At 65.3% G+C, this 23005-nt stretch carries 21 protein-coding genes; 5 read left to right on the forward strand and 16 right to left on the reverse strand.

What is annotated here, in order from left to right; all coding sequences use genetic code 11:
* Window positions 1-22: 22 nt before the first annotated feature.
* Window positions 23-1480, reverse strand: a complete 1458-nt coding sequence (gene guaB, locus DM806_RS06695) for an IMP dehydrogenase (protein WP_179042448.1) — start codon at window positions 1478-1480, stop codon at window positions 23-25.
* 266 nt (window positions 1481-1746) lie between these two features.
* Here guaB and DM806_RS06700 point away from each other — a divergent pair, with 266 nt between their 5' ends.
* Entirely contained in the window at window positions 1747-3060 is a 1314-nt protein-coding gene (locus DM806_RS06700) for a sulfotransferase domain-containing protein (protein ID WP_179042449.1), read from the forward strand.
* A 161-nt stretch (window positions 3061-3221) separates the two neighbouring features.
* Here the strand turns inward: DM806_RS06700 and DM806_RS06705 are convergent, their stop codons facing one another.
* From DM806_RS06705 to ptsP, 7 genes are all read right to left on the reverse strand, one after another.
* Window positions 3222-4373: an alanine racemase gene (locus DM806_RS06705; RefSeq protein ID WP_256869146.1), complete on the reverse strand. Its 1152-nt coding sequence runs from the start codon at window positions 4371-4373 to the stop codon at window positions 3222-3224.
* A gap of 132 nt (window positions 4374-4505) precedes the next feature.
* Complete coding sequence (gene ftsH / locus DM806_RS06710; protein WP_179042451.1) at window positions 4506-6452, reverse strand: ATP-dependent zinc metalloprotease FtsH; 1947 nt, start codon at window positions 6450-6452, stop codon at window positions 4506-4508.
* A gap of 66 nt (window positions 6453-6518) precedes the next feature.
* A complete protein-coding gene (locus tag DM806_RS06715; RefSeq protein WP_179042452.1) occupies window positions 6519-6710 on the reverse strand; it encodes a hypothetical protein in 192 nt (63 codons plus the stop codon).
* Between the two features lie 128 nt (window positions 6711-6838).
* Window positions 6839-7789, reverse strand: a complete 951-nt coding sequence (gene tilS / locus DM806_RS06720; RefSeq protein ID WP_218647397.1) for a tRNA lysidine(34) synthetase TilS — start codon at window positions 7787-7789, stop codon at window positions 6839-6841.
* Window positions 7786-8709 carry a YbgF trimerization domain-containing protein gene (locus DM806_RS06725; RefSeq protein ID WP_179042454.1) on the reverse strand — a complete coding sequence of 308 codons (924 nt, stop codon included), beginning with the start codon at window positions 8707-8709 and terminating at the stop codon, window positions 7786-7788. The genes tilS and DM806_RS06725 overlap by 4 nt, the downstream gene beginning before the upstream one ends.
* An 88-nt stretch (window positions 8710-8797) precedes the next feature.
* The gene (locus DM806_RS06730; RefSeq protein ID WP_179042455.1) at window positions 8798-9694 is read right to left on the reverse strand and encodes a helix-turn-helix domain-containing protein; all 897 of its coding nucleotides are present in this window, start codon (window positions 9692-9694) and stop codon (window positions 8798-8800) included.
* A gap of 210 nt (window positions 9695-9904) precedes the next feature.
* Window positions 9905-12181 (reverse strand): phosphoenolpyruvate--protein phosphotransferase, encoded by a 2277-nt coding sequence (gene ptsP / locus DM806_RS06735; protein WP_179042456.1) that lies wholly within the window; start codon window positions 12179-12181, stop codon window positions 9905-9907.
* 161 nt (window positions 12182-12342) lie between these two features.
* Between ptsP and DM806_RS06740 the strand changes: the two genes are divergently transcribed.
* Both DM806_RS06740 and DM806_RS06745 read left to right on the forward strand, forming a co-directional pair.
* Window positions 12343-13500: a pyridoxal phosphate-dependent aminotransferase gene (locus DM806_RS06740; protein WP_179042457.1), complete on the forward strand. Its 1158-nt coding sequence runs from the start codon at window positions 12343-12345 to the stop codon at window positions 13498-13500.
* Window positions 13501-13731: 231 nt separating this feature from the next.
* Window positions 13732-14898, forward strand: a complete 1167-nt coding sequence (locus tag DM806_RS06745; RefSeq protein WP_179042458.1) for a pyridoxal phosphate-dependent aminotransferase — start codon at window positions 13732-13734, stop codon at window positions 14896-14898.
* 58 nt (window positions 14899-14956) lie between these two features.
* Here the strand turns inward: DM806_RS06745 and DM806_RS06750 are convergent, their stop codons facing one another.
* The gene (locus DM806_RS06750) at window positions 14957-15493 is read right to left on the reverse strand and encodes a hypothetical protein (protein WP_179042459.1); all 537 of its coding nucleotides are present in this window, start codon (window positions 15491-15493) and stop codon (window positions 14957-14959) included.
* An 18-nt stretch (window positions 15494-15511) separates the two neighbouring features.
* The gene (locus tag DM806_RS06755) at window positions 15512-16396 is read right to left on the reverse strand and encodes a LysR family transcriptional regulator (protein ID WP_179042460.1); all 885 of its coding nucleotides are present in this window, start codon (window positions 16394-16396) and stop codon (window positions 15512-15514) included.
* Window positions 16397-16500: 104 nt separating this feature from the next.
* On the opposite strand from DM806_RS06755, the gene DM806_RS06760 reads away from it, so the two are divergent.
* Window positions 16501-17949 (forward strand): amidohydrolase family protein, encoded by a 1449-nt coding sequence (locus DM806_RS06760; protein WP_179042461.1) that lies wholly within the window; start codon window positions 16501-16503, stop codon window positions 17947-17949.
* Window positions 17950-18024: 75 nt separating this feature from the next.
* On the opposite strand, the gene DM806_RS06765 is transcribed toward DM806_RS06760, so the two are convergent.
* On the reverse strand, window positions 18025-18549 hold the full coding sequence (locus DM806_RS06765) for an energy transducer TonB family protein (RefSeq protein WP_179042462.1): 525 nt from the start codon (window positions 18547-18549) through the stop codon (window positions 18025-18027).
* Window positions 18550-18901: 352 nt separating this feature from the next.
* On the opposite strand from DM806_RS06765, the gene DM806_RS06770 reads away from it, so the two are divergent.
* Window positions 18902-20185 (forward strand): oligogalacturonate lyase family protein, encoded by a 1284-nt coding sequence (locus DM806_RS06770; RefSeq protein ID WP_179042463.1) that lies wholly within the window; start codon window positions 18902-18904, stop codon window positions 20183-20185.
* A gap of 137 nt (window positions 20186-20322) precedes the next feature.
* Here DM806_RS06770 and DM806_RS06775 read toward each other — a convergent pair whose 3' ends face one another.
* Genes DM806_RS06775 through DM806_RS06795 form a run of 5 tightly spaced genes read right to left on the reverse strand, consistent with a single transcriptional unit; the run spans window position 20323 to window position 22939 of the window.
* A complete protein-coding gene (locus DM806_RS06775; protein WP_179042464.1) occupies window positions 20323-20790 on the reverse strand; it encodes an SRPBCC domain-containing protein in 468 nt (155 codons plus the stop codon).
* Window positions 20787-21278, reverse strand: a complete 492-nt coding sequence (locus tag DM806_RS06780; protein WP_179042465.1) for a VOC family protein — start codon at window positions 21276-21278, stop codon at window positions 20787-20789. Before DM806_RS06780 ends, DM806_RS06775 begins: the two co-directional genes overlap by 4 nt.
* Window positions 21278-22078 carry a VOC family protein gene (locus DM806_RS06785; protein WP_179042466.1) on the reverse strand — a complete coding sequence of 267 codons (801 nt, stop codon included), beginning with the start codon at window positions 22076-22078 and terminating at the stop codon, window positions 21278-21280. The genes DM806_RS06780 and DM806_RS06785 overlap by 1 nt, the downstream gene beginning before the upstream one ends.
* A gap of 34 nt (window positions 22079-22112) precedes the next feature.
* The gene (locus DM806_RS06790; RefSeq protein ID WP_179042467.1) at window positions 22113-22475 is read right to left on the reverse strand and encodes a DUF1428 domain-containing protein; all 363 of its coding nucleotides are present in this window, start codon (window positions 22473-22475) and stop codon (window positions 22113-22115) included.
* 23 nt (window positions 22476-22498) lie between these two features.
* Window positions 22499-22939, reverse strand: coding sequence for a VOC family protein (locus DM806_RS06795; RefSeq protein WP_179042468.1), 441 nt, complete (start codon window positions 22937-22939; stop codon window positions 22499-22501).
* Window positions 22940-23005 lie beyond the last annotated feature (66 nt).

The following is a 23005-nucleotide window of genomic DNA, read 5'->3' on the forward strand; positions in this document are numbered from 1 at the left end:
AAGGAGGGGAATTTATCTGTTATCAGCGCGTCGGATAATTGGGCGCTTCGCGCGTGATGGTCACGTCATGGACATGGCTTTCGGACAGGCCCGCATTGGTGATCTGGACGAAGCGCGCGCGCTCCTGAAGATCCTTGATCGTGCGGCTGCCGGTATAGCCCATTGCCGCCTTCACGCCGCCAACCAGCTGGTGAATGACGTCCTTGGCCGGCCCCTTGAACGGCACCTGGCCTTCAATGCCCTCGGGCACCAGCTTCATCTGGTCCTTGATGTCCGCCTGGAAATAACGGTCGGCGCTGCCGCGCGCCATGGCGCCGACGCTGCCCATGCCGCGATAGCTCTTATAGGCGCGCCCCTGATAGAGGAAGGTTTCGCCCGGCGCTTCAGCCGTGCCCGCCAGCAGCGACCCGACCATGACGCAGCCCGCGCCCGCCGCCAGCGCCTTCGCCACGTCGCCCGAGGTGCGCAGGCCGCCATCGGCGATCACCGGCACGCCATGCTTCGCGGCTTCCTCGGCCGAATCCATGACGGCGGTCAGCTGCGGCACGCCAACGCCGGCGACGACGCGGGTGGTGCAGATGGAGCCGGGGCCGATGCCGACCTTCACGCAGTCCGCACCCGCGCCGATCAGCGCCTTGGTCGCTTCGGCGGTGGCGACGTTGCCGGCGACGACCTGGACATGGTTGGACAGCTTCTTCACGGCTTCGACAGCGACTGCGACCTGCTTGCTGTGGCCGTGGGCGGTGTCGATGACGATCAGGTCGCATTCCGCGTCGATCAGCGCCTTGCTCCGCTCCAGCCCCTTGTCGCCCACGGTGGAGGCGGCGGCGACGCGCAGACGTCCGGTGCTGTCCTTGGTCGCCTGCGGATAGGTGACGGCCTTCTCGATATCCTTGACGGTGATGAGGCCCACGCAATGATAGGCGTCGTCCACCACCAGCAGCTTTTCGATCCGGCGCTGGTGCAGCAACCGCTGCGCCTCTTCCTGACCCACACCGACCTTGACAGTGGCGAGATTGTCCTTCGTCATCAGCTCGCTGACCGGCTGCGCGGGGTTCTCCGCAAAGCGGGTGTCGCGGTGGGTCAGGATGCCGACCAGCTTGCCGTTGGCCTCGACCACCGGAATGCCGCTGATCTTGTGGCGCTGCATCAGCATCTGCGCGTCGGCCAGCGTGGCGGTCGGCAGGATGGTGATGGGATTGACGACCATGCCGCTTTCGAACCGCTTGACCGCGCGCACCGCATCGGCCTGTTCCTCGACGGTCAGGTTGCGGTGCAGCACGCCGATGCCGCCGAGCTGCGCCATGACGATCGCCATGTCGGCTTCCGTCACCGTGTCCATGGCGGACGACAGGATCGGGATGTTGAGCTTGATCGCCTTCGTCACATGGGTGGAGGTGTCTGCCTGACTGGGCAGCACATCGGATTCGGCGGGCTGCAACAGCACGTCGTCAAAGGTGAGGCCGAGGCGGATATCCATGTGAAAGCCACTTTCTGCTGCGCGGACCGGGCTGAGGGGAAACCTGACCGCTGGGGGATTCGTGGCGGCCCATGTAACCACTTCACCCCGGAACGGCCAGACCCTTCGCATCATTTTGTTGCGCGGGCCAACTGGCCCGGTGCGGGGCACGGGCTGCACGGCGATCGGCAGGATGATCGCGGCATATCTGCAAAAAGGCGCAAGCCATAAGGTTATCATCCAAAAGCCCGCCCCGCGCGCCGCCGCCTCGCGGCTAATATTGGTTGATGGAAACCCATCTGATCCGATCGATCGCGCATCGCCCCGCCCTGCTGGCCCGGCGCATGTCCGCCACCCGCAGCCTGCGCCTGACGTCAGGCGCCGCGACCGCGCTGCTTGCTTCCTATCCCAAGTCGGGCAGGACGTGGCTGCGTTTCCTGCTCGCCCAATATTTCCTGGCGTCCCGCCAATATGCGCCGGTCACGACGCGGACCATGTTCGATTTCACACCCAATTTCGATCTGGACCCGGTGCGCGGCATCCCCGCCTTCCTGCGCCGGTCGGAGGAAGCCGCCTTCCCGCTGGTGCCGTCCACGCATCTGCGATACAGCCCGATCCTACCTGGTCGCCTTCCGGTCATCTTCCTGATCCGCGATCCGCGCGGGGCGCTCAATTCCCATTATCACCACGTCACCCGGCACAAAATGTCCTTCACGGGCAGCATGGACGCGTTTCTGACGGACAGGCATGTCGGTATTCCCCATTATGCCCGCTATATGAACAGCTGGGGCTGGGGCCTGTCGCGGCACCGCCATCATGTCATTTTCTATGAGGATCTCATTGCCGATACCGAGGCGGAGATGGGCAAGCTGCTTCTGTTTCTGGGCGAGCCGGTCGATGCGCGCGCGCTGCGCCATGCGGTGGAACAATCGGCCTTCGACAGGATGCGCGCGGTGGAGATCGCCGAGGGCATTCCCGGCCATGCCTATGACCGGTCGGATTCCGACGCCCTGCGCATGCGCAAGGGCCAGGCGGACAGCTTTCGGGAGGAAATGACGTCGGCGCAGCAACTCTGCGTCGAGAAGGGATGCAACGCCCTGCTGAACCGACGCATATTGCCGAAGCTGGAACGCTATGATTTCGCCAGACCGCGCCCGCAGTCCATGACGGGTTCAGGCTTCCTGCCGACATCCGCCCGGTCCGGTGGCGATATCGCCCACCATGGCCGGGGCGTTGCCGATCTGGCCCGCCAGCTTCTCGCCGAAGCGATGATCGTCATCGGCCTTGCCTGCATGCTGATCGCACCGCCCATCTTGGCCATCGAGGTCGGCGAATGGCTGTTCCAGCGCGAATGGGGCGGCCGGTCGGTCGAGGATGGCCTCGCGCTCTTCGGCATAGACCGTCCCGGCACGGTCGAAAGCCCGACCGACCGGATCGTGGACGTCCTGCTCGCGCTGCCGCTCACCATGACGCTGTTCCTGACCGGCCTGCTGATCCTGCTCGCGGGCGTCCATTTCGGAGACTGGGGCGTGCAGGGCGTTCGATTGAAGAAGAAGCTGGCCAGCCGCCGGAACAAGCCGCCTCGACGCGGGCCGGTTTAGAGTGATTTCGAGTGAAATGGACCATTGCAAGGCTCGGAAATCACCGAAAACAAAAGAAAATGGAGTTTATCCTGATTCAATCTAAACAGGATAGACTTACGACTGGGCAATCTTTTGATTGCCGGCATTTGCCGCGCTGGCCTCCAACTCCGGGCCGTCCGTCACCAGCCGCCAAAGCGCGGCCAGATGGCCTGAACGTCCGATCCCGCCTGCACCACATGATAGCGATCATGCTGGGCCGCCGTGGCGCAGGCATGGTTCGGGAAAATACGCACCCGATCCCCGATGGCGAGGCTCGGCAGGCTCTCCGACGACCCGGCACGCAGCGCCAGCACGCCATGTTCCTGATTGGCCTGCGCCACGATCAGGTCGCCGAACGGTCGACCGGACAGGTCGCACACCAGGCCATAGCCCTGGTCGACCGCCTGGCTGGCCGTGCCCCGGTCACGCGACAGCGCCATCCAGCCGGCGTCGACCAATATCCAGCCTTTGTCCTCCTGATGGCCGATGACGGTCGCCAGCACCGACAGCGCGATCTCCGCATGGCTGCAGATGCCGATACCCGCCATGACCAGATCGAAAAAGACGAAGACGCCCGCCCGCACCTCGGTCACGCCGGTCAGATCGACCGCGCTCAGCGCCGTGGGCGTGGAGCCGACGCTTACGGCCGGGCAGGCGAAGCCCCCGTCCCGCAGATTCTGCGCCGCCGTCACCACGGCCAGACGTTCCGCCTCGGCGGCGGCGCGCAGCGCTTCCTCGCCCTGCGCGCCATAGCTGTCGCCCGCATGGGTCAGCACGCCGCGCAATTGCCCGCCCTGCGTCAGGGCGGTCGCAATCGCGCAAAGCCGGTCGCGATCGCCGGGCTGCACGCCTGAACGGTGGCCGTCGCAATCGATCTCGATCAGCGCCGGGATCGCCATCCCGGCCGCCCGCGACACCTCCGCCACGGCGACCGCCTGTTCCACCGAATCGAGCAATATGGCGAGGTCGACGCCCTGCGCGCGGAGCGCCAGCACATCGGGCAATTTGGCCGGCGTGATCCCGACCGCATAGACGATGTCGCTTACCCCCGCCGCGGCAAAGCGCCGCGCCTCCTCCATCGTCGATACGGTCGCCGGCCCTTCGGGGGTCGTCATCATCCGCCGCGCCACCTCGATCGACTTGCCGGTCTTGAGGTGCGGCCGCAGCGGAACGCCCCGTTGCGCCAGCCGATCGCGCAGCCGGTCGATATTTCGCGCCATCCGCGCCCCATCCAGCACGAGGCAGGGTGTCGGCAGGTCGTGCAGGCTGGCGGGAAGGGCAATATGGGTCATGGCAGGCTCCGGCTGGTTCCTTTCCATCGCCGTTCCGATCGCGCATTTCAATGACCGAACCCTGCCGCCCAAAGCAAAAAGGGCGCGGCCTCCACGGCCACGCCCTTTTTCGTCAATGCAAGGCCGACCGGCTTACGCCCCGGCGGGTGTCGGGTCGCCGAACGGCCCCTTGCGCTTGCGCGTGCGAGGGATCGAAGAGCCAGCCGCCGGGATCACCGAAGGCTTGATCGTCGTGCCGTCGTCGCGGGTGATCTCGCCCTTGTCGAGCAGCGTCTTGATCTCCTCGCCGGACAGCGTCTCATATTCCAGCATGGCGTTGGCGAGCAGGTGCAACTGGTCCTCATGACCCTTCAGCACTTCCTGCGCCCGCGTATAGCCCTGCTCCACCAGACCGCGAATTTCCTTGTCGATCAGCTTCGCCGTCTCGTCCGACATATGGACCCGCTGGCTCTGCGAATAACCGAGGAAGGTTTCGCCCTGCTGCTCCTCATATTGCAGCGGACCCAGCTTGTCGGACATGCCCCACTGCGTGACCATGTCGCGCGCCAGCTTGGTGGCGTACTGGATATCGCCCGATGCGCCCGACGAGACCTTGTCATAGCCGAAGATGATTTCCTCGGCGACGCGGCCGCCCATGGCGACGGCCATGTTCGCGTGCATCTTGTCACGGTGATAGCTGTAGCTGTCCCGCTCCGGCAGGCGCATCACCATGCCCAGCGCACGGCCGCGCGGGATGATCGTCGCCTTGTGGATCGGGTCCGACGCCGGTTCATGGACCGCGACGATGGCATGGCCCGCCTCATGATAGGCGGTCATCTTCTTTTCGTCGTCGGTCATGACCATCGAGCGACGCTCACTGCCCATCATGACCTTGTCCTTGGCCGCCTCGAACTCGTCCATCGCGACCAGACGTTTGCCGCGACGGGCAGCCATAAGCGCGGCTTCATTGACGAGATTGGCGAGGTCGGCACCGGAGAAACCGGGCGTACCACGCGCAATGGTGCGCGGATTGACGTCCGGCGCCAGCGGCACCTTCTTCATATGGACGGCCAGGATCTTTTCGCGGCCTTCGATGTCGGGACGCGGCACCACGACCTGACGGTCGAACCGGCCCGGACGCAGCAGCGCGGGGTCCAGAACGTCGGGACGGTTGGTCGCCGCGACGATGATGATGCCCTCATTCGCCTCGAAACCGTCCATCTCGACCAGCAACTGGTTCAGCGTCTGCTCGCGCTCGTCATTGCCGTTGCCGAGGCCCGCGCCGCGATGACGGCCGACCGCGTCGATTTCGTCGATAAAGACGATGCAGGGCGCGTTCTTCTTGGCCTGTTCGAACATGTCGCGCACGCGGCTGGCGCCGACGCCGACGAACATCTCAACGAAGTCCGAACCCGAAATGGTGAAGAAGGGCACGCCCGCCTCCCCCGCGATCGCGCGGGCCAGCAGCGTCTTGCCGGTACCGGGCGAACCGACCAGCAGCGCCCCCTTGGGAATCTTGCCGCCCAGCCGCGCGAACTTGCTCGGGTCTTTCAGGAATTCGACGATTTCCTGCAATTCCTCGCGTGCTTCGTCGATGCCGGCGACGTCGTCGAACGTCACCTTGCCATGCTTTTCGGTCAGCAGCTTGGCCTTGGACTTGCCAAAGCCCATGGCGCCACCCGCGCCGCCGCCCTTCTGCATCTGGCGCAGCACGAAGAAAGCGATGCCCAGGATCAGCAGGAACGGCAGCGACTGGTAGACCAGGATCATCCAGAAGCTGGGCTGCGCTTCGGCCTGGCCCGAATATTTGACGTTATAATCGTCCAGCAGGCCGGTCAGGCCCGGATCGGCGACAGGCAGGGTCGAGAATTTCTGGCCGCTCGACAGCGTGCCGGAAATCTTGTCCGGTGCGATGGCGACGTCCTTGACCTGTCCTTCCTGCACCTTGGCGCGGAATTCGGAATAGGCGATCTCGCTGCCCGTCGCGCCCACCGGGCGGTCGAACATGGATACGAACAGCAGCAGGGCGACGATCACGCCGGCCCAGATCATCGCGCTCTTTATCCAGGGATTGCCCTGCGGGTCTTTCTCGTCGTTCATCATCACTCTCTTTCACCCGCCAAGATAGGGAACGCCTGTAAAAGCGCAAGCGGATGCGCGCGACGGTCAGCCGCCGAATATCGTCCTGACAACCATATAGCCGAGCGCGATCGCCGCACCAGCCGACAGGCCACATAAAAGATAGCCCATATAGAGAAGCAGCGGTGGATGCGGCTGCCGCAGCTTGTGGTTCCGCTTCGCCGCCGAAAGGATCACGCTCGCCAACAGGCCGTAGGTCAGAGCCGCAAATTCCACCATATTCGTCACTATCCCGCAAAAATCGGGACGGATTAACCATGGCAGGCGTTAAGAAAACATCATTGCACTGCAACAAAGCGCCCAGCCGTGAGAGTCGCGCGCCCGGCCGTGGAACCTTTCCGTAACGATCAGCGGCGCGGCGGCGCGGGCAACAGGGTCCACGCCGCTCCGCCCTTCAGCAGCCATGCGCCGAGACTCGCCTGCCCGCCCTCAGCGGCAGCGGCAATGGCACGATCCAGCGAATCACCCCGGGGCGGCAAGGCGCCCGGCGCCGCCCGCTCCAGCATCACCAATAGCAGCCGACGCAGATATTCGCGCGGCAGGTCGGTCCGGTCGAGCACATAGGCCCGGCCCTCCGCCCGGACATGGCGCGCGGCGAGATCGGCAACGCTCCATTCCAGCGCGGCCTCCGCCTCCGCCAGCGCCGCTGCGCTGCGCGCCGCCGCCTCGGCATCCAGCCAGTCCGCCCCCGCCAGCGCCACCCGAATCGACGCCCGGTCGAAGCGCGGATCGACATTGGACGGGTCATGGACATGGGGCAGCCCGTCGGCCTGCGCCAGCGCCATCAACGCCACCTTGCGCACGCCCAGCAGCGGCCGGATCACCCGCCCCGCCCGCGCCCGCACGCCGGCCAGCCCGCCGACGCCCGATCCGCGGTTGAGCCGCATCACCATGGTTTCCAGCTGGTCGTCGGCATGATGGGCGGTCATGATCCAGTCGATGCCGCGCTCCGCCCGCCACGCCTCGATCCGGGCATAGCGCTGCCCCCGCGCCCAGGCCTGGACATTGCCGGCCACCGGCGCATCGGGCGTCAGGACGCTGTGATCGATGCCGTGATCGGCGCACCAGCGTGCGACCATCGCCGCCTCTGCCGCCGATTCCGCGCGCAACCCATGGTCCAGCGTCACCGCCGCCACCCGCCCTGGAAAGACGCGCGCGGCCAGATATAATAGGGCCATGCTGTCCGGCCCGCCCGACACGGCAACGCCGAAGCGCGCCGCCGGGTCGCCCCCGGCCAGCGCGTCGACCGCCGCGATCAGCCGGGCTTCCAGCGCAGCCCGGCCATGCGCCTCGCTCAGTTGCACTTCGCCTTGGTGCGGCCCTTGTCCATCATGCCGCGCTGGCTGGACGACAGGCTCGATCCATAGACCTGCTCCAGTTCCTGATAGACCTTGCAGGCGTCGGCCGGCTTCTTGAGCTGGATCAGCGCCTCGCCCAGATAGGCCAGGCTGTCGGCGGCACGGTCGCCGCGCGGGCGCTTCTGGTAATTTTCATAGAAGGCGACGGAGGCCAGCGCCGGCTTGCCGTCATCCAGATAGGCGCGGCCCAGCAGATTGGCGGCGCGGCTGCCGACCGACGCGTCGCCATATTTGTCGACGGTGGTTTTCAGTTGCGCCTGCGCCTCGGGATAGAATTTCGCGTCCCACAGGCGGAAGCCATAGCTATAGGCGTCCTCACCGGCATTCCCGCTGCTGGGCCGCTCGATCGCGGCCACGGCGGTCTTGCGCTCCTCGCTTGCAGCGGCGGGCGCGGCGGGCCGGGGCGCGGACGGACGCGGCGCGGCGGTCACGGATTCGGCCGGCACGTTCACCGTCGGGCGCGTGGCGGGCGCGGAGGGTTCGGGCTGCGACAGACGCGCGTCGGTCTCCGCCTTATATTTGTTGAAGGCTTCCTCCAGCTGGCGGAGCTTATAGCTATTTTCCTCGACCTGCCCGGTCACGGAGGCGAGCTGCGATTCCAGCGCCCCCACCCGCGCGGTCAGGTCCGCGATCGGTGCGCTGGCCGGCGTGCCCGGCGCGACGCTGGGCGTTGCGGGGCGGGTGATCTCGGCTTCCAGCGGCGTGCCGGCCGGGAAGACCTTGCGCTGCACCGCGCGCATTTCCTTCTCCAGCCGATCGACCCGCAATTCGACCCCGCCGCTCTGGGCGACGACCGGCGGTGCGATCGAAAGCAGCGCGGCCCCCACCAGAGCAGAGGTCGCGAAAAAGGCGTGACGCATGATAATCCCCGACAAAATATGTGCCTTAACCATAAGCCGTTATTCCGCGTGGTAAAGCACGTCCTTCAACCGGCCTGGCAGCGGCAATTCAGTTGGCTGCGGCAGCGCTGGTCTGCGGCACGGCGGGCGCGGGCTGCGCTGGGGCCGGCACCGGGGCGCCGCCGGTGGGCTGTCCGGGCGCAGGCACCGCTGCGCCGGCGGCCGCACCGCGCGCCAGCAGCGCCTCGGCGCTGACCGGCACGTCGGAAATGGTGCGATCGGCCGCGCCCAGCGGCGGGATCGGCTTGCCGCCGACGGTAACGCTCAGCGCCTGCGGGCGGCCGGTCACGATCATCGGGTTGCGGGCATTGGCCGGCAGGGTGAAGTTTTCACCCTTCTTCATGATGCCGTCCTTCAGCCGCTCGCCCGCTTCGTCGGTGATGCGCAGCCAGACGTCATCGACAGCCGTGAAGACGACCGTCTGCGCCACAGGCGCCGCCCGCGCGGCGCCAGCCGGACGGGCGGCGGCGGGCTTCGCTTCTTCCTGTGCGGCGATTTCCTCGCCGGTGGGCGGCGTGAACATCTGCGTGCGCCACACCATGAAGCCTGCGACCAGAAGGATGACGATGACGGCCGCCGTCCAGGCCAGAGCGCGCGACGGTACGCGCGCCGGATCGACAGGCTCGAACGCCTCATAGCGGTTGGCGCCCAGGTCCGACCCATGCACGCCGTTGCGAACCTCGGCCGCGATCATCACTTCGTCGACGCCGACGGTGCGGGCATAGGCACGGGCGAAGCCGACCGCATAGGGAATGCCGGGCAGCGCGGCATAATCGTCGCGCTCCACCGCCTCCAGCTGCCGCTGGGCGATGCGGGTGCGGGTCGCCACATCCTGAATCGACAGGCCCTGCACTTCCCGCGCCGCGCGCAGCTTGGCGCCCGGCGACATGGGTTGCACATCCTGCGCCTCGACCGCGCCGGTTTCGACTTCGGGTTCTTCTGCCATGCTGCTCCGCGACCTTTGAGGGCGGCCTTGTCTCATTGCGGGACGTGCGTTGTCAACGCCGCACTGGAGCATTCTGACGCCGGCTGGACCAGCCGACGGCTCGCAGAATGCGGTAATCAAAAGACGAATGGAGGCGTGAACCATCGCCCATGGGGTGAACGAACTTCCATATCATCGGGGCCACCGGCACATATGGAATTCCAGTGCGGTTCATTTCAGCTCTATATCCCGTTCGACCGCCCAGGCGGTGAGGCGTTCGCGAATGTCGCGCGCGCCGCTATCCAGATATTCCCGCATCAACAGGCGCAATTCTTCGGCGTCCACCGTGCGGATCATCGCCTTGACCGGCCCGACCGATGCCGGCGTGATCGACAGGCGCCGGATCCCCAGGCCGATCAGCGCCATCGCCTCCAGCGTGCGTCCTCCCATCTCGCCGCAGACGCCGACCGGCACCTGATAGTCCTGGCAGGTCCGCACCACCCGGTCGAGGAAGCGCAATATGGCGATGCTGAGCCAGTCGTACCGCTCCGCCAGCTTGGGATGCGCCCGGTCGGCGGCGAACAGGAACTGGGTCAGGTCATTGGTACCGATCGACAGGAAATCGATCCGGGGAAGCAATATATCCAGCACCTCGGCGAGCGCAGGCACTTCCAGCATCGCGCCATATTTGACCGCGATCGGCAGCTTTTTCCTCTGCCCGTGAAGCCATTCGCGCTGACGCTCGACCAGCGCACGCGCCTCCTCATATTCCCAGGGTTCCGACACCATCGGGAACATGACGTTCAGCACCTTGCCCGCGCTCGCCTCCAGCAGCGCGCGCGCCTGCGCCTTCATCAGGCCGTCGCGATCCAGCGCCAGCCGCAGCGCGCGCCAGCCCATCGCCGGATTATCCTCCAGCTCCTCGTCGCCGTCGCGCGTCATATAGGGCAGCGCCTTGTCGCCGCCGATATCGACCGTGCGGAAGATGACCGGGCGATCGCCCGCCGCGTCGAGCACATCCTTGTAGAGCCGCTGCTGCTTCTCGCGCTGCGGCAGGGTGGCCGACACCAGGAACTGGAATTCGGTGCGGAACAGGCCGATCCCGTCCGCGCCGACCAGATCGAGCTGCTGCGCATCCTCGCGCAGCCCGGCATTGACCATCAGCTCGACCCGCTGCCCGTCGGTCGTGACCGATGGCAGGTCGCGCATCGCAACAAATTCGGCGCGGCGCTTTTGCGTCACATGCAGCTTGTTCTCGAACGCCTCGTCCATGTCGGCGTTGGGGCGGATCAGCAGGTTGTTCTCGCCCACATCCATCAGGATGAGGTCGCCTTCATTCAGCTGATGGCGCACGTCGCGGACGCGCCCCAGCACCGGCACACCCATGGCGCGCGCAACGATGGTCACATGGGCGGTCAGCGATCCTTCTTCCAGGATCACGCCCTTCAGCCGCCGCCGGTCATATTCCAGCAGTTCGGCCGGCCCCAGATTGCGCGCGATCAGGATCGCGTCCTGCCGCAGGCCCATCGTCGCCGCCGTGCCCAACTGCCCCGACACGATGCGGAGCAGACGATTGGCCATGTCCTCCAGATCGTGCATCCGGTCCTGGAGCAGCGCGTCGTCGATTTGCCGCATCCGCATCCGGGTGCGCTGCTGCACCCGCTCGATCGCCGCCTCGGCGGTCAGGCCGCTGTCGATCGCCTCGTTGATGCGCCTGATCCAGCCCTCGTCATAGGCGAACATCTTGTAGGTTTCGAGCACCTCCTGATGCTCGCCCTCGGTGCCGAACTCGGCCGCGCCGGTCATGCGGTCGATCTGCTCGCGCATCTTGGTGAAGGCGGAAATCACGCGCGCGCGCTCGGCCTCGGTATCCTCCGCGACGGTATGTTCGACATGGATGCGCGGCTGGTGGAACACCGCATGACCGCGCGCCATGCCCATCACCAGCTGAAGCCCGTGCAACATGGTCGTGCCGGTGTCCGCCACGCGGGCGTCCGCCGGGCCGTCATCGGCCAGTTCGGCATTGGCGATCAGTTCGGACAGCACCATGGCGACCGTCTGCAACGCCTCGATCTCGACCTCTTCATAGCGGCGCGGCTCCACATGCTGCACGCACAGGACGCCGATCGCGCGCTCGCGCCGCACGATCGGCACGCCGGCAAAGCTGTGGAACAGCTCCTCACCCGTTTCCGGGCGATAGCTATAGTCGGGATGCGACGCCGCCTCGTCCAGGTTCAGCGTCTCGACATTGGTGGCGATCAGCCCGACCAGACCCTCGCCCATCGCCATGCGGGTCACATGCACCGCTTCCTGCTTCAGGCCGCGCGTGGCGAACAGTTCCAGCACGCCCTCGCGCACCAGATAGATGGAGCAGACCTCGCTCGACAGCGACTCGCCGATAATCTCCACCACCTTGTTCAGCTTGGCCTGCGCGCTGGTGCGCGACGCCATCACTTCCTGAAGGCGGATGAGGATCTGACGGGCGGCGGCGGCGGGGGTGCTGGGCATATCAATGCGCTAACAGATAGGAGGGCCGCTTTCCAAGGCGTTTCCTATTCCGATACGAAGGATATTCATGAGTAGAGCGCATTTGCATGGCGGAAAGATTCTATACAATCGTCCAGCAGATCGTAAGGGCCATCCATGGCCCGGCAGGGAGACCAGGGATCATGGCGACGCAACTCGAACCGGCATTTGAACAGGATCTACTCGACCGCGGCTATTCGCGCCGCCAGATGGCGAAAGTGGCCGCGCTGATGGGCGCGGGCGCAGCCGCCCTCCACGTCACCGGCGCAGCGGCGCAGCAAGCAGCGAAGGCCGTCGCCGGGGCGGTGCGCATCGGCGCCAATGAATGCTGGACCGGCCCCTTCCCGGTCGCGGCCGAAGCCGCCTTCAAGCTGGTGCAGGAAGGCAATCGCTACGAACCCGACAATGAACATCAGAAGCTGTTCGACGCCGTAGCCTCGGTCGAGGGCATTTCCGCCGACCGCGTCACCGCCTGGCCCGGCTCGTCCGATCCGCTGAACCGCGTCGCGGTCAGCTTCGCCTCGCCCACCCGCGGCATCGTCACCGCCGACCCGACCTATGAAGCCATCTGGCGCACCGGCGCCTGGATCGGCGCCAAGGTGACGAAGGTGCCGCTGACCAGCGACTATCGCCACGACGTGAAGGCGATGCTCGCGGCCGATCCCAATGCGGGCGTCTATTATATCTGCTCGCCCAACAATCCGACCGGCACCGTCACGCCGATCGCCGACATCGAATGGCTGGCCAACAACAAGCCCAAGGACGCGATCCTGGTCGTCGACGAAGCCTATATCCACTGGGTCGACGGCCCCAACGCCGCCAAGCTCGCCGCCACGCGCGACGACGTGCTGATCCTGCGCACCTTCTCGAAGCTGTTCGGCATGGCCGGCATGCGCCTCGGCCTCACCTTCGCCAGCCCCAAGCTGATGGAAAAGATGATGCGCTATGACGGCGGGCAGGTGACGGCGATGCTGCCGATGACCGCCGTCGCCTGCGGCACCGTCTCGGTCGCGCAGGCCGACCTCATCAAGGCGCGCCGCGCCGAGATGAACGCCGCCCGCGAAAAGTCGGTCAGCCATCTGAAGGCGAAGGGGATCAAGGTCATCCCCGGCAGCCAGGCGAACATGTTCATGGTCGACTGGGGCAAGCCCGCCAAGGACATGCAGGCCGCAATCCTCGCCGCCAATGTCCAGATCGGCCGCAACTGGCCGATCTGGCCCAATGTCTCGCGCATATCGGTCGGCTCGATGGCAGAAATGGAAGCCTTCAACGCGGCGGTGGACAAGGTCTGGAAGGCGTAAATGTTTTTTGACCATGCGCCTACCGGCGCATGGTGAGGACGGCACCGGCCCACTCCCCCACCCGGCCACCCAACGGAAGTATCATATGGGTGGCCGGGTGGGGGAGTGGGCCGGTGCCGCTTAATTTTCCGCAGGAAAATTCCCAAAATCCATGGCGGCACATTGCGGAAATGTGTCGCCGCTTCGTCTTTCCCCATGACCGACATGTTTGCAGGAACGGGGACGGACGACATGACCATGATGCTGAACAAGGATGCCAAGGAAGATCTCATCGAACGCGGCTATTCACGCCGCCAACTGGGCGAGGTCGCCGCGCTGCTGGGCGCGGGCGTCGCCGCCAGCTCGCTTCTGAGCGGCACCGCCATGGCGCAGCAGCAGGCCGCGCGCGGTGTCGCCGGCGCGGTGCGCATCGGCTCGAACGAATGCTGGACCGGCCCCTTCCCGTCGGGCGTCGACGCCGCCGCCAAGGCCGCATCGCTCGGCAACTGGTATGATCCCGACAATTACAAGGGCGATCTGGTCGCCACCGTCGCCAAGGTGGAGGGCATTCCCGAAAGCCATGTGATGCTGTGGCCCGGCTCGGGCGGCCCGCTGGTCAGCACCGTCGCGGCCTTCTGTTCGCCGACCAAGGGGCTGGTCACGGCTGACCCGACCTTCGAATCCGCCTGGCGCACCGCCGACTATCTGAAGGCGCCCATCGCCAAGGCGCCGCAGGCGATCGGCAAGGGCCATGACGTGAAGGCGATGCTGGCCGCCAATCCGAACGCCGGCCTCTATTATATCTGCTCACCCAACAATCCGACCGGCACCGTCACGCCGCTGGCCGACATCGAATGGCTGCTGGCGAACAAGCCAGCCGACAGCATCCTGCTGGTCGACGAAGCCTATATCCACTTCTCCGAAGCGCCGAGCGCAGCGAAGCTGGTGTCGGGTCGCAAGGACCTGATCGTCATGCGGACCTTCTCGAAGCTGTTCGGCATGGCGGGCGTGCGCCTCGGCCTCACCTTCGCCGACCCGGAAATCCAGAAGCGGGTCAACCTGTTCAACCCGACCGCCGGCGGCCTGTCGATCACGGCCATGGCCTGCGGCAACGCGGTCTATACCGAAGCCGCGCTCATCAAGGCGCGTCGCGAGGAAATGATCGCCAACCGCGAGGAAACCATCGCATGGCTGACCAAGAAGGGGCTTGAAGTCCAGTCGGGCAGCCAGGCGAACATGTTCATGGTCAACTGGAAGAAGCCGGCCAAGGACATGCAGGTCGCACTGCTCGCCACGCCGGAAAAGGTGCAGATCGGCCGCAACTGGCCGATCTGGCCTACCGTCTCGCGCGTGACCGTGGGATCGGCCGAAGACATGGCCAAGTTCCGCGCCGCCGTGGACAGGGTCTACAAGGCGTAGGCAAGGGTTTCATTCCCCAGCAGGAAGGGCGTCCGGACAACCGGGCGCCCTTTTCGCGTCAGGGCGCGTCATCCTCCAGGCTTTCCAGCGCCTGCCGGTCTTCATGCGACACGAATTCGCAGGCCAGCAGCGTCCGCCCCGCCATCGCCGGCCCCTGCCGCGCGACGATCGAGATCAGCCCCATCTCCTGCATGCCCTGCTCCGCATCATCCAGCTGCCGCGCAAAGCCGAGGCTGGACGCACCGAGCAGATGGCTCTTTTCCGCGCTGAGACCGTAGCGCTTCGCCGCTTCCGCCGCGACCTCGCCCTCCAGCAACACCCCGACCGACATGCCGGCGAACAGCACCGCCTTCGCCACGAAGCCGTCCCGCTCGATCGGCTTGGGCAGCGGATAAATGGCCGCGCCAAGGGTGGACGTGTCCGCCTTGGCGATCGTCTCGGCCGCTTCGTAGAGCGCCGTCGCGCTCCCTGTCGAATAGGGCGGCTGGCACAGGGCGGCGCCGAAAAAGTCGGGCGCCTCCTGCGCGGCGGCGGGCGTGGCCAGCATGATGGTCATCGGCATCATGATGCGGGCGATGGGAAATAATCTGCTCATGCGTGCGGGATGCGCAATTTATTTCGCTTTTTCAACGATAGTGATCGACGGCCCGCCCGCCCGCGCCGCCAGCACCGCGACCATCTCCCGCCCCAGCGCGGCGAGCGGCCCATCGCCCTCCCGCGCATAGAGCGACACCCGCATCGGCTCGACCGCGCCCAGATCGGACCGTCGTGTCACCGCTGCGCCATCCACCCCCGCCAGCGGCAGCAGCGACACGCCCACCCCCGCCGCGACCGCCGCCGCCACGCTTTGCAGGCTGCTTCCTGAAAAGGAGACGAACCAGCGTCGCCCCTCCCGCTCCAGTTGCGCGAACATCTGGTCGCGATAGAGGCCGCCCGCCGGGAAGCAGACCAGCGGCAGCGCATCCGCCGCCACGGCCTCCATCATCCGGCCGCCCGCCGCTTCGAACCAGCCCAGCGGCTCGGCGAAGGTCGCGCGGCAATCCGGCCCCGCCACCGCTTCCTTGACGATGACGATATCGAACTCGCCCTGCCGATAACGTTGCGCCAGATCGCGGCTCAGCCCGGTCGTCGCGTCCAGCCGGATATGCCGGTGCGTCCGCGCGAAGCCGGCAAAAGCCTGCGCCATCGCGCCCGTCGCCAGATCCTCCGGCAGCCCGATCGAGATCGCCGCCGTTCCCGCCGGGTCGCGCAGCAGCAGCGCCGCATCCTCATTGAGCAGCAATATCCGCCGGGCATGGCCGATCAGCCGCTCACCCATCGCGGTCAGGCATACCGGCCGCGCCGACCGGTCGACCAGCGCATGGCCCGCCATCTCCTCCAGTCGGCCCAGTTGCTGGCTGATGGTCGACTGGGTCATGTTCAGCCGCTCGGCCGCGCGTGTGAAATTGCCGCTGTCGGCGATGGCGACGAAGCTGCGCAGCAGGCGGGGATCGAACATGGTGATCATTATCGATATGAATGATGTCCATTCCAACATCTAATTTGCGCATGATCGCACATCCTTTAAAATCGCGTCTTTCCTCCCTGGAGCGCGGATCGACGATGAAGAGACTGCTGGCCACTACCTTGCCTTTCATGGCGCTGCTCTCGTCCCCCACACTCGCCGCGCCGCAGCAGGGCGACATGATGATCCGCCACGTCTCCGTCATCGACGTCGAACATGGTCGCGCCAATGCCGATCAGGCCGTGGTCTGGCGCGGCGCGGATATCGTCGCGGTCGGCCCGGACCAGGCGATCGCCAGGGCCTGGCGCACCAGCGGATCGATCGAAGGCAAGGGCCGCTTCCTCATCCCCGCGCTCTGGGACATGCACGTCCATTTCGGCGGCGGCCCGGACCTGATCGAGGAAAACAAGGCGCTCCTCCCCCTCTATGTCGCCCATGGCATCACCACGATCCGCGACTGTTCGGGCGACCTGCCCGAAACCGTGCTGACATGGCGCAGCGAAATCGCCAGCGGCAGCCTGTTCGGTCCGCGCCTCCTGTCCTCCGGCGCGAAGATCGAGGGGATCGCCCCGGTGTGGAAAGGCACGATCGAGGTCGGCAGCAAGGCCGATGTCGATGCCGCCATCACCCGCCTGCAACAGCGCGACCATGTCGACTTCGTGAAGATCACCGACAGCACGTTGAAGCCCGAACTGTTCCTCTATGCCGTGTCGCAGGCAAAGGCGCACGGCCTGCGCAGTTCGGGTCATATCCCGATGGCGCTGACCGTCGGGCAGGCGGTCGATGCGGGCATCAGTTCGATCGAGCATCTCGACTATGCCTACAAAGCGGGCGTGAAGGATGAGGCCGCCATCGCCGCTGATTTCGCCGCCGGCCGCATCGACCGGGCGGAGGCCAATCGCCGCCTCGACGCGGGTTTCGATAGCGACATCGCCATGGCCGCCTATCGCAATTTCGTCGCAAAGAATGTGTTCGTCACGCCGACGCTCAACGGCAGCCGCATCATCAGCTATCTCGACCGCGACGATCACGCCAATGATCCCTATCTCGCCTATATCGGCCCGAAGCTGCGCAAGACCTATGACTGGCGCATCCAGCGCGCCGCCCAGGCCGACGCCGCCGCCATCACCGCGCGCCACGAACATTTTGAGCGGATGGCCGCCATATTGCCCTTGTTGCAGAAGGCCGGGGTGACGATCATCGCCGGCACCGATGCGGGCTTCCTCAACAGCTTCAACTATCCGGGCATCGGACTGCACGACGAACTCTCGCTGTTCGTGAAGCAGGGCCTTTCCCCCGCGCAGGCGCTGTCCGCCGCCACCCGCGCCGGCCCGGCCTGGTTCGGCCAGTTGAACCGCTATGGCAGCGTCGAAGCGGGGAAGGCCGCCGACCTCGTCCTGCTTGACCGCAATCCCTTGCAGGATATCGAGGCCACCCGCGCCATCGCCACGGTGGTGATGCGCGGCAAAGCCTATGACCGCGCCGCGCTCGACGCGATGCTGGCCGATACGAAGGCGAAGGTCGCCGCCTGGAACAAGGCCGATTGACCGGCAAGAAAAAAGGCGTCCGGTCCCGCCGGACGCCTTTTTATCGCCGCGTGAAGGCGGCTTTCAGTGCGGCTCTCAATTCAGGGCGACGATCCTGTCATTGTCGTCCAGCAGGTTGATCGCCAGCGTCCGGTTCCCACCGTCGAACCATTTGTTGCCGTCCCGCTGATCGCTTTCCAGCTTGCGGATCTGCCGGACATAGCTGTCCTCGCTCCTGGCGAAGAGCACGGTCGCGACATATTTCTGCGACGGCGCCAGTCCTGATGGCAGCGGATGCAGCGTCTTGATCTTCGACACGCCGCGCATCGCCGCCCGATCCAGTTGCACGGAGCCGGACGATTTCAGCAGCGCAACATCGGTCGGCACGCCAGTGTCGCTGCACCTGAACTTGACCGCCACGACACCCTCCCGCACATCGCCGAGGAAGGTCGGATATTGCAGCTTCTGCGACAACATCTGGCCGGTGCGCGCGGTCCAGTCGGTCAGCGCCCGATGCTGGGCCGTCACGCTGATCTCTGTATCCTGCCCTTTCCCTGCCGCTCCGCTATAGGGCACCATGGCCAGCACGGACGACATGAGCGCGAATGTGATCCATTTCATGTTCGATCTCCCGCCTGAGGATGATCGGCCGGTTGCGTGAGGGCTGGCGCAGTCTGCGGCGTCTAGTCGGCCCGCTCGCGGTCGAAAGTCCATGGCGGGCGACCCACCACCATGGGCGGTCGGACTAGCAAAAACGAACGAATATGACAAAGATATAATATTTTTGGAATGTTAACTATGCGAAATACAGGCCATATAAAATATTGTTTCGCTGCCTTATCGACTTGATACAGCTCGGCTCGTCGCATTTCCCCGCCCGACTCGCGGCACGGGCCCATCCTGCAAAGCCCATTGGAATGTCAGAATATTCCGATATATGGATTTTAGATCCACAAGGTGAGAGGGGCGGAATATGCGAAGCAGGTTCATAGGGCTGGGGCTGTTCGCGCCGCTCCTGCTCGCCGCCGCGACGTCAGGCAAGCCTGCCCGTGAATGGACCGACGCGACCACCGGCCATCGCATCGTCCGGGTCGATGACCGCCCCGGCAATTACGGCCTCTATTTCAATTACAATCCCTTCACCCCCGACGGAAGGCGTATGGTCTATCTGACGCCGGAGGGCATCCGCGTCGCCAACGTCGGCAGCTGGACCACGCGGCTGGTGCTGAAGGAAAAGGTCGACCGGCTGCTCTTCGTCGGCAACCGCGCGCCCATTGCCTATTACACCACCAACCCGACCGGCGGCACCGAGAATGAAGGGCCGTCCGTGGTCTGGTCGGTCGATCTGGACACCGGCAAGCGCCGCCGCATCGCCGACCTGCCCGGCGGCCGGATCGAGGCGATCAACGCCGACGACAGCCTGCTCGCGGGTCATTACGAACTGGAACCGCCCCCGCCCGCCATCGCCGCGCAGGGCAAGCGCGATCCCAAAACCGGATCGCCCGGCTATAGCGGCACCGGCCCGGACGGCCGCCCCCTCTCCTTCGCGGAGGCCAAGGCGCAATGGATGGACGCCCGCCTCGCCGCCGGCGTGCCGATGGAAATCTTCAGCATCGACATCCGCACCGGGCAGCGGCGCAGCATCACCCGCTCGAAGGACTGGCTCAACCATGTCCAGTTCTCACCGACCGATCCGACCCTGCTCATGTATTGCCATGAAGGGCCATGGCAGCAGGTCGACCGCATCTGGACCATCCGCACCGACGGCAGCGCGAAGACGAAGGTCCACCAGCGCAGCTTCCAGGGCGAGATTGCCGGTCACGAATATTGGGCGCCCGACGGCCGCACCATCTGGTACGACCTGATCCAGCCGCAGGGCGGGCGCTGGCTGGCGGGCCATGATGTGGTGAGCGGCGCGCGCCGCTGGTATGCGCTGCGTCCCGATCAGGGCAGCTATCATTTCAGTTCATCGCCCGACGGCCGGACATTCTCCGGCGACGGCGGCAATGACGGCAAATATATCAGCCTCTTCCACCCCCGCCCCGACGATAGCCCGCGCGCCCGCACCACGCTGGACGGCGACCGGCTGATCGCGACCGGCACGCTCGACACCGAGCGCCTCGCCGACCTGTCGAAGCATGACTACACGCTCGAACCCAACCAGCATTTCACCCCCGACGGCAAATGGCTCGTCTATCGCAGCAATATCGAAGGCAAGCCCGCCATCTACGCGGTCGAAGTGGCGGAGGGGAAATAGCCTACCGATTTATAGCCGTTCGTCCTGAGTAGCCATTGAGCGAAGTCGAAATGGCGTATCGAAGGATCAATGCTTCGATATAGGGCTTCGACAAGCTCAGCCCTTACTCAGCACGAACGGAGTGCGGGCGGCGCCAGCTAAGCACTCGCCGCAGACGTCTCGGCTAACGCCCTGAACTGCTCGGCCATCTGGTCCCAGCCGGGATGGAAGCCCATTTCCTCATGCCGCGCCTTGGCCTCGGCGTCCCAATGGCGCGCGGTGGCGGTGAAGCGCGTGCCCTCGCCCTCGTCCGCGAAGCTCCAGATCGCGGTCATGAAGGGCGTCTGCGGAATCCAGCCCGACGCATAGGCGTCGGTCGTCACCACCAGTTGGCCGGGCAACACCTCCAGAAATACGCCCTCCATCGGCCCGGTCTCCTCGCCATCGGGACCGAACATCTGCACCGCGCTACGCCCGCCGGGACGCAAATCCTCCTCGATCACCTCGGCGCGCCATGGTTTGGGGCAGAACCATTCGTCCTTCAGGTCCGTCCACACCTTCCAGCATATCTCCCGCGGAGCGGCGACATGGCAGGTCACGGTCAGCTCATATTCGGCGCTGCTCATGCGCTCTTTCCCTCGAAAGCCGCCTGCATCGCGGCGGTGTCCAGTTTCCGCATCGTCATCATCGCCTGCATCATCCGGGCGATGCCGGCATTGTCGTCGGTCTGGTAATTGGCCATGATCTGCCGCGTCACCAGTTGCCAGGACAGACCATATTTGTCCGTCACCCAGCCGCACGGCCCGTCCTTGCCGCCGTCGGCGGTCAGCGCGTCGAAATAGCGGTCCAGTTCCGCCTGATCCTCGCACGCCACCGACAGCGATATCGCCTCGTCGAACGTGAACTGGGGACCGCCGTTCAGCGCCTGATAGCCCTGTCCGAACAGGGTGAACTCGACCAGCAGCACGCTCCCGCCCGCCAAGGGCGAAGGCGATGGATTTTCCTCCGGATAATAGCTGACATGATCAATGGTACCGCCAAAGACGGAGACATAGAAATTCGCCGCCTCCAGACCATTGCCGTCGAACCAGAGGCAGGGAGATATCTTGCTCATCACGCTGCTCCCTTGCTGCCGACCAGCGCGAACATCGCGCCCTGCGGGTCGGTCGCCTGGATGATCCACGCGCCGCCGGGCACTTCCATCGGCCCTTGCAGCACCGTGCCGCCGCCGGCCTTCACCCGCTCGACCGCCGCATCGATATCGCCGACGGTGAAGTAGAAGAGCCAGGCAGGCATCGGCATCTGTTCGGGATGCGGCATGATGCCGCCGGTCATCCCATCGAATACGGTCGCACCGGTCTGCGACACGAGCTGGTAGCTGCCCATCTCGCCCATATCCATGGCGTCGCCCTTGGTCCAGCCGAACTGCCCGGTGTAGAAAGCCAGATCCTTCTCGAAATCCCCGGCATAGAGTTCATGCCAGCTGACATGCCCCATCGGCATGCCGGTCGGCGCCTCCATCCCGTCGGGGCTGGAGCCTTTAAGCAGCATGAAGATCGCGCCGCCCGGATCGGCCATGACAGCAAAGCGCCCGACGCCGGGAATATCCTCCGGCGGCCGCTTCACGCTGCCGCCCGCCGCGGTGAGCCGCTCGGCATCGGCGTCGACATCGTTCGACCCGACATAGCCGCCCCACCAGGGGGTCATGCCGCAATCCTTCGCCTCGGCCGGAATCGACATCACGCCGCCCAGCGGACCGGCGCTGCCGGACACGACATTATAGGGATCATCGGTCCGCTCGCCGCCAAAGGGCGCGCTGGTCCATCCGACGACATCGCCATAGAAAGCCAGCGCCGCCTTGGGATCGCTGGTCATCAGTTCATACCAGAAGAATTTGCCGGAAAAATCGGTCATCGTCTTTCTCCCGAACAGTCGGATTTCAGCAATCCTAGGCCTTGGCGTCGAGCAGCACCTCGAACCCGCCATAGATCAGCCGCGCGCCGGAAAAGGGCATGTCCTCGCCCTCCTTGGGCTGCATGCGCTCATCCTTCATCACCTTCTCGGCGCCGGCGTCGCGGGTTTCCTTGTCGGGCCATTCGATCCAGGAAAAGACGACCTCCTCATCCTCCTCCGCGATCACGGCGGTGCGGAAGTCGTTGACCTTGCCGACCTTGATGTCGTTGCCCCAGCATTCCACGACGCGCAGCGCGCCATATTCGATGAAGATCGGCGCAGCAAAGGCGGCGACCTCCCTGTAGCGTTCCTTGTTGCCCTTGGGCACCGGGATCACGAAACCGTCCATATAGGCCATCGTCTCTCTCCTATTTTATCCGTTCAGGCTTCGGCCGCCTGACCGCCGGCCATTGCGGCTTCCATGTCCATCCACATCACTTCCCAGATATGGCCATCAAGATCCGCGAAATTGCGGCCATACATGAAGCCATGATCCTGTTTCGGATTGGGTTCGGTGCCGCCCGACGCCAGCGCCCGGCCGACCACATCGTCGACCGCATCGCGGCTCGTCTCACTCAAACACAGCAGCACCTGTGCGGTTTCATGGGCATCGGGAATCTTACGCGGGGTGAAGCTCCGGAACCGCTCATGGGTCAGCAGCATCACATGGATCACGTCCGAAAAGCGTATCATCTGCGTGCTGTCATCGGCGAAATCATCGTTCCGCACGCCGCCGACCGCTTCATAAAAGGCGATGGCCGCAGGCAAGTCGCTGACGGGCAGGTTGACGAAAATCATCTTCGGAGCGGGTTCGTTCGACATCGCACTTCTCCTCAGGATCTTATGGTTCGGCCGCGCCCTCTCTCCTCCAGGCGACTCACCGACTTG

It is taken from the genome of Sphingobium lactosutens (assembly GCF_013393185.1).
GTDB lineage: Bacteria > Pseudomonadota > Alphaproteobacteria > Sphingomonadales > Sphingomonadaceae > Sphingobium > Sphingobium lactosutens_A.